At 61.2% G+C, this 17,706-nt stretch carries 16 protein-coding genes; 5 read left to right on the top strand and 11 right to left on the bottom strand.

All coding sequences use genetic code 11. From position 1 onward, the window contains the following. Positions 1-43 precede the first annotated feature (43 nt). From ACIOVD_RS24640 to ACIOVD_RS24620, 5 genes are all read right to left on the bottom strand, one after another. A complete protein-coding gene (locus ACIOVD_RS24640; RefSeq protein ID WP_159993898.1) occupies positions 44-1,360 on the bottom strand; it encodes a nucleotide sugar dehydrogenase in 1,317 nt (438 codons plus the stop codon). An 810-nt stretch (positions 1,361-2,170) separates the two neighbouring features. Continuing rightward, positions 2,171-2,950: a peroxide stress protein YaaA gene (gene yaaA, locus ACIOVD_RS24635; RefSeq protein ID WP_401130734.1), complete on the bottom strand. Its 780-nt coding sequence runs from the start codon at positions 2,948-2,950 to the stop codon at positions 2,171-2,173. Positions 2,951-3,891: 941 nt separating this feature from the next. Next, positions 3,892-4,236, bottom strand: coding sequence for a cupin domain-containing protein (locus tag ACIOVD_RS24630; RefSeq protein WP_095171292.1), 345 nt, complete (start codon positions 4,234-4,236; stop codon positions 3,892-3,894). Between the two features lie 104 nt (positions 4,237-4,340). Continuing rightward, a complete protein-coding gene (locus ACIOVD_RS24625) occupies positions 4,341-4,712 on the bottom strand; it encodes a MerR family transcriptional regulator (RefSeq protein ID WP_095171290.1) in 372 nt (123 codons plus the stop codon). Between the two features lie 55 nt (positions 4,713-4,767). Then, on the bottom strand, positions 4,768-5,343 hold the full coding sequence (locus tag ACIOVD_RS24620; RefSeq protein ID WP_401130731.1) for an NAD(P)H-dependent oxidoreductase: 576 nt from the start codon (positions 5,341-5,343) through the stop codon (positions 4,768-4,770). 223 nt (positions 5,344-5,566) lie between these two features. Between ACIOVD_RS24620 and kynB the strand changes: the two genes are divergently transcribed. After that, positions 5,567-6,232 carry an arylformamidase gene (gene kynB / locus ACIOVD_RS24615; RefSeq protein ID WP_401130729.1) on the top strand — a complete coding sequence of 222 codons (666 nt, stop codon included), beginning with the start codon at positions 5,567-5,569 and terminating at the stop codon, positions 6,230-6,232. Beyond that, positions 6,229-7,083: a tryptophan 2,3-dioxygenase gene (gene kynA / locus ACIOVD_RS24610; RefSeq protein ID WP_095171285.1), complete on the top strand. Its 855-nt coding sequence runs from the start codon at positions 6,229-6,231 to the stop codon at positions 7,081-7,083. Before kynB ends, kynA begins: the two co-directional genes overlap by 4 nt. A 78-nt stretch (positions 7,084-7,161) precedes the next feature. On the opposite strand, the gene ACIOVD_RS24605 is transcribed toward kynA, so the two are convergent. The 4 genes from ACIOVD_RS24605 to antA all read right to left on the bottom strand — a co-directional run bounded on the left by ACIOVD_RS24605 (position 7,162) and on the right by antA (position 11,682). Beyond that, positions 7,162-8,565 carry an amino acid permease gene (locus ACIOVD_RS24605; protein WP_401130726.1) on the bottom strand — a complete coding sequence of 468 codons (1,404 nt, stop codon included), beginning with the start codon at positions 8,563-8,565 and terminating at the stop codon, positions 7,162-7,164. A 77-nt stretch (positions 8,566-8,642) separates the two neighbouring features. Continuing rightward, positions 8,643-9,665 (bottom strand): anthranilate 1,2-dioxygenase electron transfer component AntC, encoded by a 1,023-nt coding sequence (gene antC / locus ACIOVD_RS24600; RefSeq protein WP_159993635.1) that lies wholly within the window; start codon positions 9,663-9,665, stop codon positions 8,643-8,645. A 134-nt stretch (positions 9,666-9,799) separates the two neighbouring features. Continuing rightward, positions 9,800-10,291, bottom strand: a complete 492-nt coding sequence (antB, locus tag ACIOVD_RS24595; protein ID WP_401130724.1) for an anthranilate 1,2-dioxygenase small subunit — start codon at positions 10,289-10,291, stop codon at positions 9,800-9,802. 2 nt (positions 10,292-10,293) lie between these two features. Then, positions 10,294-11,682, bottom strand: coding sequence for an anthranilate 1,2-dioxygenase large subunit (gene antA, locus ACIOVD_RS24590; RefSeq protein WP_095171278.1), 1,389 nt, complete (start codon positions 11,680-11,682; stop codon positions 10,294-10,296). A 399-nt stretch (positions 11,683-12,081) separates the two neighbouring features. Between antA and ACIOVD_RS24585 the strand changes: the two genes are divergently transcribed. Then, complete coding sequence (locus tag ACIOVD_RS24585; protein WP_320333591.1) at positions 12,082-13,095, top strand: AraC family transcriptional regulator; 1,014 nt, start codon at positions 12,082-12,084, stop codon at positions 13,093-13,095. 12 nt (positions 13,096-13,107) lie between these two features. Here the strand turns inward: ACIOVD_RS24585 and ACIOVD_RS24580 are convergent, their stop codons facing one another. After that, positions 13,108-13,581: an Lrp/AsnC family transcriptional regulator gene (locus ACIOVD_RS24580; protein WP_095171274.1), complete on the bottom strand. Its 474-nt coding sequence runs from the start codon at positions 13,579-13,581 to the stop codon at positions 13,108-13,110. A gap of 186 nt (positions 13,582-13,767) precedes the next feature. On the opposite strand from ACIOVD_RS24580, the gene kynU reads away from it, so the two are divergent. Together kynU and ACIOVD_RS24570 are read left to right on the top strand one after the other, a co-directional pair. Continuing rightward, positions 13,768-15,018 (top strand): kynureninase, encoded by a 1,251-nt coding sequence (gene kynU / locus ACIOVD_RS24575; RefSeq protein ID WP_401130721.1) that lies wholly within the window; start codon positions 13,768-13,770, stop codon positions 15,016-15,018. A 179-nt stretch (positions 15,019-15,197) separates the two neighbouring features. Continuing rightward, positions 15,198-16,601: an amino acid permease gene (locus tag ACIOVD_RS24570; protein ID WP_401130719.1), complete on the top strand. Its 1,404-nt coding sequence runs from the start codon at positions 15,198-15,200 to the stop codon at positions 16,599-16,601. A gap of 19 nt (positions 16,602-16,620) precedes the next feature. On the opposite strand, the gene ACIOVD_RS24565 is transcribed toward ACIOVD_RS24570, so the two are convergent. Then, positions 16,621-17,505 carry a LysR substrate-binding domain-containing protein gene (locus ACIOVD_RS24565; RefSeq protein WP_401130717.1) on the bottom strand — a complete coding sequence of 295 codons (885 nt, stop codon included), beginning with the start codon at positions 17,503-17,505 and terminating at the stop codon, positions 16,621-16,623. Positions 17,506-17,706: the final 201 nt, after the last annotated feature.

Genomic DNA, 17,706 nt, shown 5'->3' with positions numbered 1-17,706 from the left:
GAACTTGCCGCTTGAAACTCGAAGCTCGAAGCTCGCGGCTGTCTTACCAGCAGATGCCTTCGGTGCGGCCGCTGACGCTGGTGGCCTTGGACATGAAGCCCACCAGGTCGATGACCTGTTTGCCGTGGGGCGCGTCCTGGGCCAGGGCGCGGAACTTCTCGTCACGGTTGCCGAGGATGATCACGTCGCAGTTGTCGATCACCGAGTCGAAGTCCGAGTTGAGCAGGGACGAGACGTGGGGGATCTTCGACTCGATGTAGTCGCGGTTGGCGCCGTGAACCCGGGCGTACTCGACATTGCTGTCGTAGATGCTCAGGTCGTAGCCCTTGCCGATGAGCATTTCTGCCAGGTCTACCAGCGGGCTTTCGCGCAGGTCGTCGGTGCCCGCCTTGAAGCTCAGGCCGAGCAGGGCGATCTTGCGTTTGTCGTGGCTTTCGACGATGTCGAAGGCGTTCTGCACCTGTGACTCGTTACTGCGCATCAACGAGTTGAGCAGCGGCGCCTCGACATCCAGGGAGCTGGCGCGGTAGGTCAGGGCGCGCACGTCCTTGGGCAGGCAGGAACCGCCGAAGGCGAAGCCCGGGCGCATGTAGTACTGGGACAGGTTGAGGGTCTTGTCCTGGCAGACCACGTCCATCACATCGCGGCCATCGACGCCGACGGCCTTGGCGATGTTGCCGATTTCGTTGGCGAAGGTCACTTTGGTGGCGTGCCAGACGTTGCAGGTGTACTTGATCATCTCGGCCACGGCGATGTCCTTGCGGATGATCGGCGCGTCGAGTTCTTCGTACAGCGATTGCAGAACGTCGCCCGAGGCGGTGTCGAATTCGCCGATCACGGTCATCGGCGGCTGGTCGTAGTCCTTGATCGCCGTGCTTTCACGCAGGAACTCTGGGTTGACCGCAACGCCGAAGTCGATCCCGGCCTTCTTGCCCGAGCAGTCTTCGAGGATCGGGATCACCACGTTGGCCACGGTGCCCGGCAATACGGTGCTGCGCACCACGATGGTGTGGCGGGTGGTCTTGTCACGCAGGACAAAACCAATCTCGCGGCATACCGCCTCGATGTAGTTGAGTTCCAGGTCGCCGTTTTTCTTGCTGGGCGTACCGACGCAGATCATCGACAGGTCGGTGTCGCGAATGGCCTCGGCGAAGTTGGTGGTACCCCGCAGGCGACCGGTCTGGATGCCTTGTGCGAGTAGCTCGCCCAGGCCCGGTTCAACGATCGGCGAACGACCGGCATTGATCATATCGATCTTGTCTTTGGCGACATCGACGCCGACGACGTCATGGCCTCGTGCAGATAGGCAACCGGCACAGACTGCACCGACGTAACCCAAACCAAATATGCTGATGCGCATCGCATTTACCTCTGTGTTTATCACGCCATTAAATGGCCGAAGTTAATAGTGTTCAGCGGTCGTAATTAACGCGGAAGTTCGGCAGGCGAACACCGCACTTCCTTCTATTGGCATGCTCAGTGGCGAGTGTCTAAATAAGTGCACTCAAGTTGTGCGTAACTTGGCCTGATTGTGTTGGCTCGCCCTGATATGCAGCCGGGCGTCCTTTGGGGCGCCGTGGTGCAACTGTCGGGTGATCCTGAGGTTCGGCAAAATGCCAGTAACCTCAACCACTTAGGTGCCTGCATTGAGCACGCTTATGGGGGGCGCAGCCTTGGCCTTTGGGCAATAGTGAGGTGAGGGGTCTCCTGTCGTTCACTGTTATCCCGGTTTAATGGTGCAGCCTGCCAAGTTCAATGTGACAACTTGGTGAGTGGCTTGGCACTTGGCGTAAGTTATCTCCTACAGCGACATGGAGAATCGTTACCGGTGGTATGAGCGGCGTATTTTCAGATAGTTCATGGCCGTTCATCCCCCACTCTGAAATTTCTTGAAATATTGGCAAAGATGGCACTGCTCTCATATTGATAGCACTTGCCGTTTGGCCCTTTATTAATGGGGAGTTAATTGACGGGGATAGTTTTATGCCACTACCGGGTTAAAAAAATGGTGCCACTAGTGAAAAAAATCACCCTTGTCGAGTGAAATTAAAGTTAGCGCATTGGGGTGGTGGTTTTTTGGCGCCATAAGAATGGCGTAATGGCGTGCAGAGAGGAGAAAGGGGAGGGGGGCGCACGTACCGCTGGTCGGGCCGTGCGCCAGGTAGGTGCGTCAGTCCTCGGCGTGGTCGCGCAGGAACACCAGGCTGTCGGGTTTCGACTGCTCGGCGCTGTAGCGGTAACCCTGCTGGTCGAACTGCTTGAGGTCGGCGGGGTCGTTGATGCGTTCCTGGATGACGAAGCGGCTCATCATGCCGCGGGCCTTTTTCGCGTAGAAACTGATGATCTTGTACTGGCCGTTCTTCAGGTCCTTGAACTCGGTATTGATGATCCGGGCATTCAGGGCGCTGCGCTTGACCGCCGAGAAGTACTCGTTGGAGGCCAGGTTGAGCAGCACATCGTCGCCTTGCTCGGCCAGCGCCTCATTCAACCATTCACTGATCTGCGTGCCCCAGAACGCGTAGAGGTCCTTGCCCCGGGCGTTGGCCAGCTTGGTGCCCATCTCCAGGCGGTAGGGCTGCATCAAGTCCAGCGGGCGCAACAGGCCGTACAGGCCCGAGAGCATGCGCAGGTGTTGCTGGGCATAGTCGAAATCGGCTTCGCTGAAAGTCTGGGCATTCATCCCGGTGTAGACGTCGCCCTTGAAGGCCAGCAGCGCCTGCTTGGCGTTCTGCGGGGTGAACGCCGGGGTCCAGCTGCCAAAGCGCGCGGCATTGAGGCCGCCGATCTTGTCGGAAACGTGCATCAGTTCGCTGATCTGCGCCGGGCTCAACTCGCGCAACTGCTGGATCAGTTCCTGGGAATGATCGAGGTATTGCGGCTGGGTGAAGCGCTGGGTGGCCGGCGGTGTTTGGTAATCGAGGGTCTTGGCGGGGGAAATCACCATCAGCATGAAGTCGTCTCCTTTAATCGTGCGGGGATTCTAGGGGGTTGGGCGGTTTGACTCCAGCTATCAGGACGATAGGTGCCGGGCGGTGTGCGTGTGGTAGGAGCAAAGCTTGCTCGTGATGAACGATAAGCGGATTTTGCGCACATACCGCGTCGCGCCAATCTCGCCAATCGCGGCATAGGTATCTACACAACTGTGGTGCGACGTTGTACCTGTGGGCCTCTGGGGTGTTGGATTAGACCGAGTACATATCCATTTTTGCGGTAATGGCCTCCTATGGTTCCGCCTGACGGCGGCTCACTTTTGAACAGCGCAAAAGTAAGCAAAACGCTCTTGCCCCACCACTCGGTGCCTCGCTTAGGCTCGGCATGCCCGTACTCCGACATTGATTTGGGGGGCCGCCGCAATGGGCCCTCCCTGGCCCAGTGCGGCTAAACCGGCGTCCTGCCGGTTTACCCCCCAAATCAATATCGAAGTACGGCCAGCGTGGTTAACGGGGCGCCCAGGATCAAAAACAAAGCGAGGCGGCCTTAAAGCCGACCTGATCGCTAGGGCATGCGCGGTGTGGCTTCTACTTCCTAAGACGCTGACGAAGTCAGCCATCTTTTGATCTGGCTTTGGCTTTGGCTCTGGCTTTTGATCCTGGGCGCCCCGTTAACCACGCTGGCCGAACGCAGGCTTGAAGCCGTGGGTAACCCGGCAGGACGCCGGGTTAGCCGCCCCGCGCCATGGATGGCGCGTGGCGGCGGCCCACGGATTCAAGCCTGCGTGAGGGAACACCGAGCCTAAGCGAGGTGCCGAGTGGTGGGGCCAGAGCCTTTTGCTTACTTTTGGGCTCCAAAAGTGAGACGCCGTAAGGGCGGAACCATTAGCCGCCCTCACCGCAGCAACGGATATACCCACAAAGCCAAGATCAAAAGATCACCCTTTACCGGCTGCAATCCTCAGGCAAACACGAAGTACTTGCGCACAGTCTCCACCACTTCCCAGGTGCCTTTCATCCCCGGCTCGACCACAAAGATGTCACCCGCACGCAGATGGATCGGCGCCATGCCGTCCGGGGTGATCACGCAGTAGCCCTCCTGGAAATGGCAGTACTCCCACTTCACATAGTCGACTCGCCATTTGCCTGGCGTGCAGATCCAGGTGCCCATGATCTTGCTGCCATCCTCGCTGGTGTACGCGTTGAGGTTGACGGTGTGCGGGTCGCCTTCGAGCTTTTCCCATTTGCAGGCGTCGAGCACTGGCAACGGGTGGGTATCACGAAGGACGGTAATGGGTTGGGACATGCTGACTCCGAGCGTTGGGCAGGAATGAAGTCCCACCCTATAGCGCCCGGCGCAGGCTCGGTTGTCTGTGCTCGACACTCAGCTGTCCAGAAACGCGCTGGGCCTCAGACCCGCTCCAGCGTGCACTGGTCCTGCACCTGGGCCAGGCTGGCCTGCAACGCGCTCAATTGCTGGTGTTGGCGGGTCAGTTGCTTGATGGTGTCGGTCAGTTGCCGCTTCTTGTCCGTGATCGCCTGGTGCGCCAGGTTCCAGGGCGGAGTCTGGCCACGGTGCGGCTCGAACATCGCCTGCATTTCCTTGAGCTTGAAACCCAGTTGCTGGGCGCACTTGATGAAACTCAGCAACTCGACGCTCTGCTGGTCGTAGATGCGGTACTTGCCCTGGCGCTGGGCAGGCGGCAACAGGCCGATGTCTTCGTAGTGACGAATGCTCTTGATGGTGGTGCCGGACAGTTTCGCCGCTTTACCGATGTACATGAAAAGTCCCTTTTTCGTGGATGTCCCGGATAACGCGGCGGATTATCCCTGAGACTTACCCCTGAGCGATAGCCTTGGCGCGTGCCAGCCAGGTCTGGCGCTGACGTGCGGTCGAGTTCAGCAGCGGGCCGAAGGTCAGGGTGGTGCGCGGGCGGATGCCGCAGAACGCCAGGGTGGTCTTGCGCACCTGGTGCAACCCGGGCATGCGATACACCCAGCGGTAGTACCAGGGCGGGGTGTCCATGGTCACCAACAGATCGGCGGTGCGCCCCAGCAGCAGCTTTTGCGGAAAGGCTTTGCCCGGGCGGTACTTGAAGGCAAAGCCGGGAAGCAGCACCCGGTCGAAAAAGCCCTTGAGCAACGCGGGAATGGCCCCCCACCAGATCGGGTAGACCAGTGTCAGGTGCTCGGCCCAGGTGATGTCCTCCTGGGCCTTGAGCAGGTCGGCTTCCAGTGGCTGGACCTGCTGGTAGCCTTCGCGCAGGATCGGGTCGAAACTCAAGGTACCCAGGCGCAGCTCGCGCACTTGATGCCCGGCCTCCCGGGCTGCCTGCACGTAGTGATCGGCGAGGGCGCCGCAGAAACTCTGGCTCGAAGGATGGCCGAGAATCACCAGTATCCGTTTGCTCATGTGCTTACCCCGCGATAGTCGAGGCGCGAGGATAAAGTCGACCCCACGGGGGAGAGTCAAGGGGCGCGGCGAATGCTGCTGGCGTAGCGTGAAATATCTATCGGCTAAACGGTGATTTTTTAGCATTAAGTGCGAAACATTTGCTGAATGCCGAAGTTTTTCGCAAGAAAGTTCAGGGGTTTCGCTCGTATCATTCACGCGTGAGCAAGCCGAGATTTGAACAATGAAAAAAACACCATCCTGGTGGGACATCAGCCCACCCTTGAGCACCGCGACGCCCACCTGGCCGGGTGATACACCCTTCCAGGAAGAGCGGGTCTGGACGTTCGGTCCCGAGTGCCCGGTCAACGTCGGGCGCATTACCCTGTCGCCGCACACCGGCGCCCACGTCGACGCGCCCCTGCATTACAGCCCGGACGGTGCGCCCATCGGCGAGGTGTCGCTGGAGGTCTACATGGGCCCGTGCCGCGTCCTGCATTGCCTGGACAGCGGCGCCCTGGTGCAGCCCGAGCAGCTTGCCGGGCGCCTGCAGCAGTTGCCTGAGCGGGTGCTGTTGCGCACCTACCGCCAGGTACCGCTGGCCACTTGGGACCCGGACTTCACTGCCGTGGCCAAGGACACCGTGGACCTGCTGGCCAGCCTCGGCGTGCGCCTGATCGGTATCGATACACCGTCCCTCGACCCGCAACAATCCAAGACCATGGACGCGCACAACGCCGTCGCTCGCCATGGCATGGCGATCCTCGAAGGGATCGTCCTCGATGACGTGCCGGAAGGTGACTACGAGCTGATCGCCTTGCCGCTGCGCTTTGCCAATCTTGACGCCAGCCCGGTCCGGGCGATTTTGCGTCCGCTGAATACATCGCCACTTGAGGAGCCTGCGCAATGAGCCAATGTCCCTATTCCCCGGGCAACCAGACAGACGAATGGCATAACGCCGAGCTGAATTTCTCCGACTCCATGAGCTACGGCGACTACCTGGACCTGGGGCGGATTCTCAGCGCCCAGCACCCGTTGTCGCCGGACCATAACGAAATGCTGTTCATCATCCAGCACCAGACATCCGAGCTGTGGATGAAACTGATGCTGCACGAACTCAAGGCGGCCCGTGAGCACGTGCGCCTGGGCGAGCTGCCACCAGCGTTCAAGATGCTGGCGCGGGTGTCGCGGATCTTCGACCAACTGGTGCATGCCTGGACCGTGCTGGCGACCATGACCCCCACCGAATACCACGCGATCCGGCCATTTCTCGGGCAGTCGTCGGGCTTCCAGTCGTTCCAGTACCGCGAGATCGAATTCATCCTCGGCAACAAGAGCGCCACCCTGTTGCGCCCCCATGCCCACCGTCCGGAACTGCTGGCCGAACTGCAGCAGTCGCTGGCCACGCCATCGCTGTACGACGAGGCGATTCGCCTGATGGTCAGCGCCGGCCTGGCGATCGACCCGCAGCGCCTGACCTGCGACCCAACCCAGCCAACCGCCCATGACGCCTCGGTCGAAGCCGCCTGGCGAGTGGTCTACAAGAACCCGACGCAATACTGGGACCTGTACCAGTTGGCCGAGAAATTCATCGACCTCGAAGACTCGTTCCGCCAGTGGCGCTTCCGCCATGTGACCACGGTCGAGCGGATCATCGGCTTCCAGCCAGGCACCGGCGGCACCGAAGGCGTGGGTTACCTGCGCAAGATGCTCGACACCGTGCTGTTCCCTGAACTGTGGCGCGTACGCTCCACCCTCTGAACACAGGGATTGTGGTTTACGCAGACAGTAAAAAGCCCCGGCATTCAGCGAATGCCGGGGCTTTTTATTGGCTGACGGTTATCGCGCGACCGACAGCGCTCGTGTGCGGGCAACCCGCATGCGGTAGGCCACGTACAGGATCGCGACCCAGACCGGAATCGCGAACACCGACGCCCGTATGCCCGGGATCGCCAGCATCACGCAGACGATCATGAGCATGAAGGCCAGGCACAGATAGTTGGTGTAGGGCGACCAGAATGCCTTGAAGCCCGGGACGATGCCTTTGAGGTGCATGGCCTTGCGGAACTTCAAGTGCGTCAGGCTGATCAGCGCCCAGTTGATCATCAGCGAAGCAACTACCAGGGCCATCAACAGCTCCAGCGCACCGTGGGGTGCCACGTAGTTGACCACCACGCACAGCAGGGTGACCAGCGCCGAAACGCTCAACGCCAGCAGTGGCACGCCTTGCTTGGTCAGCCTCATCAACTGCTTGGGTGCATCGCCCTGTTCGGCCAGGCCGTAGAGCATGCGGCTGTTGCAGTAGACGCCGCTGTTATACACCGAGAGCGCCGCGGTCAGGACCACGAAGTTGAGGATCTGCGCCGCCGTGTCGCTGCCGATCAAGGCAAAGATCTGCACGAACGGGCTGCCGCTGTAGGCATCGCCGGAAGCGCCGAGGGTCTGCAACAGTTGGTCCCAAGGGTACAGCGAGAGCAGCACGGTGAGTGCGCCGACGTAGAAGATCAGCACCCGGTAAACCACCTGGTTGATCGCCTTGGGAATCACTTTGCGCGGCTCGCTGGCCTCGGCAGCGGTGATGCCCACCAGCTCCAGGCCACCGAAGGAGAACATGATGAACGCCATCGCCATCAGCAGGCCGGTGGTGCCATTGGGGAAGAACCCGCCGTGCTCCCACAGGTTGCTCACCGAGGCCTGCGGGCCGCCGGTACCACTGAACAGCATGTAGCAACCGAGGGCGATCATGCCGATGATGGCCACGACCTTGATGATCGCGAACCAGAACTCCATCTCGCCGAACACTTTGACGTTCATGGTGTTGATCAGGTTGACCAGCACAAAGAACACCGCCGCGCTGACCCAGGTCGGCACCTGCGGCCACCAGAACTGGATGTACTTGCCGACGGCGGTCAGCTCCGCCATGCCCACCAGCACGTACAGCACCCAGTAGTTCCAGCCGGACAGGAAACCGGCAAACCCGCCCCAGTAATTGTGGGCGAAGTGGCTGAAAGAACCGGCGACCGGTTCCTCGACAATCATCTCGCCGAGCTGGCGCATGATCAGGAAAGCGATGAACCCGGCAATCGCATAGCCGAGAATCATCGAGGGGCCCGCTGACTTGAGTACACCTGCGGAGCCGAGGAACAACCCTGTGCCAATGGCACCACCCAAGGCGATCAGCTGGATATGTCTGTTCTTCAGCCCTCGCTTGAGTGTGCCCTGTTGCTGTATTTCATCCGCCATCTGGTTACCTTCTAGTTGTTTTGGTCCGGCTGTGTTGCACCCCGACAGCTTATTCAATTACCGCCCGTTTGTGAGCGTCAGACGTTGCTTTCGGTGAATTTTTCGTAATATAGCTGCACCTTTTCCAGGCTTTGCGCCGCCAGCCAGGTCTTGATCGACTCGACCATCGGCGGTGGTCCGCAGACGTACATGTCGGCGGCGCTGTCGCGCCATTGGCTGGCATCGAAGTGCTCGGCGATGTAGCCGCGCTTGCCGGTCCAGGCTGGCGTGGGTTCGCTGACCACCTCGGTGTAGCGAAATCCCGGCAGGTGCTGGGCGTAGGCCTGGATGCGCGCGGCCTCGCACAGATCGGCTGCATCGCGCACCCCGTAGTACAGGTGCACCGGCTGATCACAACCGCGTGCGGCCATTTCGTCGAGCATCCCCAGCAGCGCCGACAAACCGGTGCCGCCGGCCACCAGCACCAGTGGCCGGGTGATGTGGCGCAGGTAAAACGCCCCCAGTGGCGCTTCCAGTTCGATGCGATCGCCGACCTGGCAACGCTGGCGGATGTAGTTGCTCATGGCGCCGTCCGGCAGCAGGCGAATCAGGAACTGCAGCTGATTGCTGGCGTCGGGGCGGTTGGCGAACGAGTAGGAACGTTTGCTGCTGGTGCCGGGAATCAGCAGCCGTGCGTATTGCCCCGGGAGGAAGTCCAGCAGCGGTGCGCCGGGCTCCAGCGCCAGGTGCAGGATCGCGGTGCTGGCCGAGACCTGGGTGACCTGGCTGACGGTGCCGCTGAGCTGGCCCGGCCCGGCGGCGTTGCACAGGCTGGACGCGAAGTCGAAGTAGAAGGCGGCATCGGACTTCACCCGGGTCTGGCAGGTGAGCATCTTGCGCTGTTGCAGGTCCAGGCTGGAGAGGGCTTCCTCATCCACATAGTCCTGGCTGTAATCGCCGGATTCACAGCGACCCTGGCACGTGCCACAGACCCCTTCGCGGCAATCCAGGGGAATCTTGATGCCATTGCGCAGCGCGGCATCGAGCAGTATTTCGTTGGCCTGCACGGGAAAGAACAGGGTCTTGCCGTCGGCAAAGCTGAACGCGACCTTATGGTTCATTCACAACTCCAAAAAAGCCGTAGCAGCTGTCGAGCCCGCGAGGCTGCGTTGCGTGTTCGCAGGACCGCCCTCGGGGATTGGCGCGCCTCGGGGGCCGCTACGCAGCCCAACGCAGCCTCGGCAGCTGCTACAGGTCACAGGTGGTAGAAGTCGAGCACCGAGTTGATGGTGTCGTTGAGCAGCAGCACGTGCTTGCGGGTGATCAGCCAGCTGTCGTTGTGCGGCGTCAGGCGATAAGTGGCATTGCCATAAAACTGCTCGGAAGCGGCCAGGCGGTAGAACAGGGTGTGCCAGTTCAGGCGCACCTCCAGTTCGCCCTGGGGCAGCTCACTGATCCGCACGTTATTGATCAGGTGCAGGGTGCGCGGCATGGGCGTGGCCGAGGCGGCCTTGCCGGTGCGCAGGCGAAACACCCGGTCTTCCAGGCCAGAACGGTTGGCGTAGTAGATCAGCGACATCTCGCGCTTGGGGTCCTGGGTGTAGACGTGCTCGGAGTCCCATTGCGGCAGGTGGAACTCGCTCTGCTCAGCGAACAGTTGGAGGTAGGCGTCCCAGTCCTTGGCGTCGCACAACTCGGACTTACGGTAGAAAAACTGCTCGATCTGATACTGCAATTGCGCATTCATGGTCACACCTCACGCAGCTTCAGGGATTGTTTGTCCAGGCCGTCGAGCAGGAACTTCTGCCAGTTGGCATGCTGGTTGACGTACAGCCCTTCGTGGGTGAACTCGGTGCCGGTCATGGCCGGAGAGATGCCGATGGCCTCGCTGTTGGGCGTGGCGCCCGTGGCCCAGCGATGGCTGCCGCGGGAGATATCGCTCCAGCGCTCCAGGCGTGCCTGGAAACCGCGCTGGGCTTCACGGAACTCCACCAGGTCGTCTGGAGTGCCAAGGCCGGAGACGTTGAAGAAGTCCTCGAACTGGCGAATGCGGTTTTCCCGGTCGGCGTCCGACTCGTTTTTCACCCCCAGGCACTGGCTGATGATCTCGGTCTTGTTCCACGCCACCGGGCGGATGATGCGCAACTGCGAGCTGATCTGGTCGAGGAAAAACAGGCTCGGGTAGACATTCAGGTTGCGCAGGCGATGCATCATCCATTCGGCCTTTTGCTGGCCGTGTTCTTCGATCAGGCGCGGCATGATGGTCGCGTAGCCGGAGCGTACCGAGGGGTTGGGCATGTCACTGAACAGCACGCTGTGCCCGTTGTTGAAGGCGAACCAGCCGTCATCGGTGTTGGCATCGCCGGCACCGAGCTTGCTGTAGTCCAGGGTGCTGCCGCCGGCGCTGCCGTTTTCGCTGTTGACCTGCTGGCGATGCTGCACCGTGGCCACGTAGTTATAGTGAACCGTGCTGACGTGGTAGCCATCCAGGCCATTCTCGTTCTGCAGTTTCCAGTTGCCATCGTAGGTGTAGGCCGACTTGCCGGGCAGCACCTCCAGTTCGCCGGTGGGCGACTGGGCGACCATCATGTCGAAGAACACCCGGGCGTCACCCAGGAAGTCTTCCAGGCTGTCGCTGCCCTGCACATCGAGGCTGATGAACACAAACCCCTTGTAGCTCTGGATGCGCGCCTTCTTCAGGCCGCGAGTGGCCTTGTCGAAGCCTTCCGGGTACTCGCCCGGGGCCTTGACCTTGACCAGGCGACCGTCGCTTTTGTAGCACCAGGCATGGAATGGGCAGGTGAAGGTCGATTGGTTGCCCTTGCCGACCCGGGTCAGGGTGGTGCCGCGATGCTGGCAAGCGTTGATCAGTGCATTGAGCTGGCCGTCACCGTCGCGAGTGATGATCATCGGCTGGCGTCCGGCACGCATGGTGACGAAGTCGTGGTTATTGGCCAGCTCGCTTTCGTGGCAGGCGTAGATCCAGTTCTTCTCGAAGATCAGCTCCATTTCCAGGTCGAACAGCTGCGGCTCGGTGAACATCTCCCGGGCAATGCGAAACACGCCCTCCACCGGACGGAAGTCCAGGCAACCTTCGATAAACGTTTTCCACTGCTCGAGGTTTTTCTCGCCACTCATGGGTCTGCGCCTTTTTTTATTCAAGCTAATCGGTGCGCACATTAGAGAGAGCGGGGCGGGGCAGGGTCTATCCGGTTACTCGACGAAGGCAATCCACAAAATCCGCTGGGGCCGACAACGGGCAGTGGGTGCGGGTAACACGTGGGCAGCGAATACCCATCGCTGCGCCCCAAACGATGAACGGCTGCCCCAACCGGCAGCATTGAGGTACTGTTTTGCCCAGTTTGGAGGACTGTGCCAGGGCAACTATCCTGCTCTGTTGCGCCGGGTTATCCGCTTATTCGGCGATTGCTATCCATCGACTCAGGGAGCGGGTCGAGTGGTCTGGAACTTGCTCCGTCCAAACCAGAGGTGCGCCGTCAGAGTGCACTGAAAAAATATTGCCGTGGGTGTGCCGTGATGAGTAGCAAAGCCGATCCGCAGAGTCGCGATATTCGTATCGATCACTATGACCTTGAAGGGGCCAGGACCTGGATGTCCGGTATCTGTGGCCCTCATCGCCTGGAAACCGCCACCCCCGAGCGGATCCGTTTTCACCACAGTGCCAATGTCTTCAAGTCGATGGCCACCACCCTCGGTACCATCGAGTACGGCACCGACGTGACGGTGGATATCGAAGACGCCGAGCACTTCAGCAGCTACAGCCTCAGCCTGCCGCTGGTGGGTGAGCAGGAACTGCGCAAGAACGGCAGCCTGCTGCGCTCGGATCGTGACCAGGGGGTGATCATTTCACCGAACGAAAACCAGGTGCTGGCGATTTCCGGCGACTGCCGCAAGGTCCAGGTGGTGATCACCCGGGCGGCCATGAGCGAGTCCCTGGAAGGCATCCTGCAACGTCCGCTCGACGCACCGCTGCGCTTTGAACCGTTGATGGATGCGGTGGATGGCGCATCGGCCGCGTGGTGGCGCATGGCGCGCTATTTCATTGCGGAGCTTGAGCACAGCAGCTCGCTGTTTGACCAGGTGACCTTCACCCGCGACATCGAAAGCTCGTTGATCAAGGGCCTGATCCTCGCCCAGCCCAACAACTACTCCGAGGAGCTGCGCGGGGTGCTGGGGGTGAAGGTGCCGCACTACCTGGTGCGGGCCAAGCAGTACATCCACGACAACGCCCGCGAAGCCTTGCACCTGGAGGACATCGAGGCCGCGGCAGGGGTGTCGCGGTTCAAGCTGTTCGAGGCGTTTCGCAAATACTTCGCCCTGTCGCCCATGGCCTACCTGAAAAAACACCGCTTGAATGCAGTGCGCCAGGACCTGCTCGAACACGGTCAGGCGCGCAATATCTCCGAGGTTGCCATGGCCTGGGGCTTTACCCACATGGGGCGTTTTTCCGCCGAGTACCGCAAGCTGTTCGACGAGTCCCCCAGCGCGACCGTGCAGCGTAACGAAGCCCGGCGCATGCGCGGGCTGTGAGCTGTTGCCGGGCTACTTGCGCGCGACCAGGTCCAGCAGGTCGTCGCGCTCCTTGATCTTCTGCAGGACGATTTCCGAACGGATATCGGTGACCCCCGCCGTGCGGTTGAGCTTGTTGACGATGAAATCCGAGAAGTGCTTGAGGTTGCGCGCCTGCACCCGCAGCACGTAGTTGCTGGCGCCGGTGATCACGTAGGCGGTGGCCACTTCCGGCCACGACTGGACCTTCTTGATAAAGGTCTCGTGCCAGTCCTCCGTGTCCTGGCGCAGGGACACATGGACAATGGCCTCAAGCTCCACCCCCAGGCGCTCGGCGCTCAGTTCGGCGCGATACCCGGTGATGATTCCCTCGCTCTCCAGCAGGCGTAAACGACGCAGGCAGGCCGAGGGTGACAGCGAGACCTTTTCCGCCAGTTCCTGGTTGCTGATGCGCCCATCCTGCTGCAGGTGATGGAGGATCCGCAGGTCTGTGGAGTCGAGATTCATGGTTTGAATAAATCCGCGTTTTTATCGGTTGGATTCGAATAATCTTCGAGATAACTACTATATGACCTCGCACTTTGCACGAAAATTCTGCAAGCCTTCGTTCATTATTTGCTCATCGTGCAAGTGCGAAAACCTCCGGAAATCGGTGCTCGCCGGCCGCATGCCACTTAAAGAACAGGACCGACAATGACCACAAGAAACGCTTGCCTGGCGCTCGATGCCGAGGACTCCCTGGCCCCTTTGCGTGAACAGTTTGCCTTGCCAGCCGGGGTGATCTACCTCGACGGCAACTCCCTGGGTGCCCGCCCGGTCGCCGCTCTGGAGCGTGCCCAGGCAGTGATCGCCCAGGAGTGGGGTGACGGCTTGATCCGCAGCTGGAACAGCGCCGGCTGGCGTGACCTGCCACAACGCCTGGGCAATCGCCTGGCCAGCCTGATCGGCGCGGGCGACGATGAAGTGGTGGTCACCGACACCACCTCGATCAACCTGTTCAAGGTGCTCGGTGCAGCGCTGAAAGTGCAGGCCGGTCGTGCACCGGAGCGCAAGGTGATCGTCAGCGAGTCGAGCAACTTCCCCACCGACCTGTACATCGCCCAGGGCCTGATGGACCTGCTGCAACAAGGCTACAGCCTGCGCCTGGTGGACACCCCCGAGGCGCTGGCGCAGGCCATCGACCAGGACGTCGCGGTGGTGCTGCTGACCCACGTCAACTACAAGACCGGCTACATGCACGACATGGCGGCCATGACCGCGCTGATCCACGAATGTGGCGCGCTGGCCATCTGGGACCTGGCTCACTCGGCGGGTGCGGTGCCGGTGGACCTGCGCCAGGCCGATGCCGACTACGCCATCGGTTGCACCTACAAATACCTCAATGGCGGCCCGGGTTCGCAGGCGTTTGCCTGGGTCTCCCCGAAGCTCTGCGACCTGGTTGCGCAACCGTTGTCGGGCTGGTTCGGCCACGTCCGCCAGTTCGACATGGAGTCCGGCTACGAGCCGAGCAAAGGCATCGCGCGCTACCTGTGCGGTACCCAACCGATCACCTCGCTGGCCATGGTCGAGTGCGGTCTGGACATCTTCGCCCAGACCGACATGCCCAGCCTGCGCCGCAAGTCCCTGGCCCTGACCGACCTGTTCATCCAGTTGGTCGAGGAGCGCTGCGCGGCCCACGACCTGACGCTGATCACCCCGCGTGAACACGCCAAGCGTGGCAGCCACGTCAGCTTCGAACACCCGCAAGGCTACGCGGTGATTCAGGCTCTGATCGCCCGGGGCGTGATCGGCGACTACCGTGAGCCGCGGATCATGCGGTTCGGCTTCACCCCGCTGTACACCAGCTTCACTGAAGTGTTCGATGCGGTGCAGATCCTCGGCGAAATCCTCGACCAGGAAACCTGGGCCCAGGCGCAGTTCCAGGTGCGCCATAGCGTGACCTGACTCATAGACTCACCGGATCCCTGTAGGAGCGAGCCTGCTCGCGATGGACGTAAGCACGACACGTTGAAGCAGATTCACGCGTCATCGTTGACGTCCATCGCGAGCAGGCTCGCTCCTACAAGGCCCCGGTGTCTGATCGACGATGTGCTCTAAAAAAATAATATCCAGAGGACAGATACATGAGCGAAGCCGGTGGCTTTGACACGATTTCCAAGCGCGAGCAGGGCCTGCGGCGGCAGTTGACCTCGGGGCAGATGAGCATGATCGCCATTGGCGGAGCAATCGGTACCGGGTTGTTCATGGGCAGCGCCTACGCCATCGGCTATGCGGGGCCCAGCGTGCTGCTGAGCTACGCGATCGGCGCAATCATTACCTTGCTGTTGATGGGCTGCCTGGCGGAAATGACCGTGGCCCATTCCACCTCCGGTTCATTCGGCGCCTACGCCGAGTTCTACGTCAGCCCGCTGGCCGGGTTCCTGGTGCGGTACGCCTATTGGGCGGCGATTGTGCTGGCGGTCGGCACGGAAGTAACGGCGGTGGCGATGTACATGAAGTACTGGTTCGCCAACGTGCCGGAGTGGATCTGGATCGTCTCGTTTTCCAGCGTGCTGATCGTGCTCAACGCGATCAGTGTGAAGACCTTCGGCACCTTCGAGTACTGGTTCTCGACCATCAAGATCGGCGCGATCGTCGGCTTCATCATCCTTGCGGTGTACGTGGTGTTCGGCTCTGGCAACCCGGAGTACGGGGTGCAGCATTACACCGCCCATGGCGGCTTTTTTCCCAATGGCCTGCAGGGCATGTGGGTGGCGGTGATCGTGTCGATCTTCAGCTACCTGAGCGTGGAAATGATCGCGGTGGCGGCCGGCGAGGCCGAGGACCCGGAGCGGGCGGTGAAAAAAGCCTTTCGCGCGACCATCGTGCGCCTGGTGGTGTTCTACCTGCTGACCCTGGCCCTGATGCTGGCGATCGTGCCGTGGGTCCAGGCCGGGCAGGCGCAGAGCCCGTTCGTTACCGTGATGCAGACCATCGGCATTCCCGGGGCGACCGGGGTGATGAACTTCGTGATCCTGATTGCCGCGTTGTCGGCGATGAACAGCCAGTTGTACATCACCACGCGGATGATGTTCAGCCTGTCCCGTGGCGGTTACGCACCCAAGGCCATGGGCGCGCTGAGCAAGAGCGGGATCCCGCTCAACGCCCTGTTGCTGTCGAGCTCGGGCATCGCCCTGGCGACGCTGCTGAACCTGTTGTACCCAGAAAGTTCGTTCACCCTGATGATGGCGATCTCGATGTTCGGGGCGATTTTCACCTGGTTCATGATCTTCCTCACCCACTACTGCTTCCGTCGTTATCACCAGCGTCACGGTGAGAAAAAGCTGTCCTTTCGCATGCGCTTTTTTCCCTACAGCACCCTGCTGGGACTGGTGTTGATGGCCGCGGTGATGATCACCACCTACTTCACCGATGCGTTCAAGATGACCCTGGTGTTCGGCGTGCCGTTCCTGCTGATCCTGTCGGCGGTGTATGGGCTGTTCTTCAGAAAACCCAAGCCGGCCACCACCAATCTCGAAAACGCCTAACCCCCGTGCTCCTACATCATCAATCCGTGGATAGCGCATCGAGCAAGGCGCTGGCATAACGCGGCAAGGCCTCGAACGAGCGGGCGCACAGCAGCAACTTGCGCTGCGCCCAGGGCTCATCCAGGGCGCGGCATTTCAAACCCTGCCCGGCGGCAAAGCGCTGCACCGCCGCCCGCGGCACAATCGCCAGTCCTGCGCCATGGGCGACCATGCGCATCACCCCGTCAAACCCCTCGGCCCGGATGCGCATCGACATGCGTTGCCCGCTGTGCAAGGCCTGCTCTTCCAGATAGATCGCCAGCGCGTTGTGGGCATTGAGCCCAACGTACTCATGGGCCAGGGTCTGGCTGAAACTCGGTGCTCGAACGCTGGCGAGAGGGTGGTCGTGGGGCATGACCAGCACCAGCGGATCGTCGCGAAACGGCCGGGTGTCCAGGCCCGAAGTGTCCACCGCATCGGACACAATGCCCAACTCGGCCGTGCCTTGATGCAGGGCGTGGGTGATGCGCAGGCTCGGCAGCTCTTGCAGGTCGATGTCGAGGTTGGGGTGAGCGCGCAGAAAATCCGCCAGTAACTCGGGCAAGTACTCGGTAATCGCCGTGGTGTTGCACAGCAAGCGCACCTGGCCTTTGACGCCCTTGGCGTATTCCGCGAGGTCCTGTTGCAGGTGTGCGGCCTGTTGCAGCATCAGCCGCGCATGTTGCGCCAGTGCCTTGCCAGCGGGCGTCGGGCTGACACCCCGGCGCCCGCGCTGGAAAAACGCGGTACCCGCCGAAGCTTCCATCCCGCGGATCCGCGCACTCGCCGCCGCCAGTGACAAATGACTGCTCGCGGCACCGGCGGTGATGTTGCCGGCTTCGAGGATGTTCAAGTACAGCCGCAGATCAACCAGATCGAAATGCATGGGTGGGACACCCTGTAGGAGCGAGCGCCCGCTTGCGGCCTGCTCGCGATGGACGTCAACGATAACGCGTGTTTCCTGAATAAACGCGGCGCTCTCAGGTTTGTCGCAAGCAGGCCGCAAGCGGGTGCCCGCTCCTACAAAATGACAATGGGCACACCCACGATACTGTAGGAGCGAGCCTGCTCGCGATGACGGCATCAG

Origin of the sequence: Pseudomonas sp. NPDC087626 (genome assembly GCF_044743405.1) — a bacterium.
Classification (GTDB): domain Bacteria; phylum Pseudomonadota; class Gammaproteobacteria; order Pseudomonadales; family Pseudomonadaceae; genus Aquipseudomonas.
The sequence above is the reverse complement of the archived record's forward strand: the minus strand, read 5'-3'. Positions and strand labels throughout refer to the sequence as shown.

What these genes read in the sequence shown, in the direction of transcription:
- ACIOVD_RS24640 (WP_159993898.1), bottom strand. Translation starts at nt 1,360, where the DNA reads ATGCGCATCAGCATATTTGGTTTGGGTTACGTCGGTGCAGTCTGTGCC.
- yaaA (WP_401130734.1), bottom strand. Translation starts at nt 2,950, where the DNA reads ATGCTGATGGTGATTTCCCCCGCCAAGACCCTCGATTACCAAACACCG.
- ACIOVD_RS24630 (WP_095171292.1), bottom strand. Translation starts at nt 4,236, where the DNA reads ATGTCCCAACCCATTACCGTCCTTCGTGATACCCACCCGTTGCCAGTG.
- ACIOVD_RS24625 (WP_095171290.1), bottom strand. Translation starts at nt 4,712, where the DNA reads ATGTACATCGGTAAAGCGGCGAAACTGTCCGGCACCACCATCAAGAGC.
- ACIOVD_RS24620 (WP_401130731.1), bottom strand. Translation starts at nt 5,343, where the DNA reads ATGAGCAAACGGATACTGGTGATTCTCGGCCATCCTTCGAGCCAGAGT.
- kynB (WP_401130729.1), top strand. Translation starts at nt 5,567, where the DNA reads ATGAAAAAAACACCATCCTGGTGGGACATCAGCCCACCCTTGAGCACC.
- kynA (WP_095171285.1), top strand. Translation starts at nt 6,229, where the DNA reads ATGAGCCAATGTCCCTATTCCCCGGGCAACCAGACAGACGAATGGCAT.
- ACIOVD_RS24605 (WP_401130726.1), bottom strand. Translation starts at nt 8,565, where the DNA reads ATGGCGGATGAAATACAGCAACAGGGCACACTCAAGCGAGGGCTGAAG.
- antC (WP_159993635.1), bottom strand. Translation starts at nt 9,665, where the DNA reads ATGAACCATAAGGTCGCGTTCAGCTTTGCCGACGGCAAGACCCTGTTC.
- antB (WP_401130724.1), bottom strand. Translation starts at nt 10,291, where the DNA reads ATGAATGCGCAATTGCAGTATCAGATCGAGCAGTTTTTCTACCGTAAG.
- antA (WP_095171278.1), bottom strand. Translation starts at nt 11,682, where the DNA reads ATGAGTGGCGAGAAAAACCTCGAGCAGTGGAAAACGTTTATCGAAGGT.
- ACIOVD_RS24585 (WP_320333591.1), top strand. Translation starts at nt 12,082, where the DNA reads ATGAGTAGCAAAGCCGATCCGCAGAGTCGCGATATTCGTATCGATCAC.
- ACIOVD_RS24580 (WP_095171274.1), bottom strand. Translation starts at nt 13,581, where the DNA reads ATGAATCTCGACTCCACAGACCTGCGGATCCTCCATCACCTGCAGCAG.
- kynU (WP_401130721.1), top strand. Translation starts at nt 13,768, where the DNA reads ATGACCACAAGAAACGCTTGCCTGGCGCTCGATGCCGAGGACTCCCTG.
- ACIOVD_RS24570 (WP_401130719.1), top strand. Translation starts at nt 15,198, where the DNA reads ATGAGCGAAGCCGGTGGCTTTGACACGATTTCCAAGCGCGAGCAGGGC.
- ACIOVD_RS24565 (WP_401130717.1), bottom strand. Translation starts at nt 17,505, where the DNA reads ATGCATTTCGATCTGGTTGATCTGCGGCTGTACTTGAACATCCTCGAA.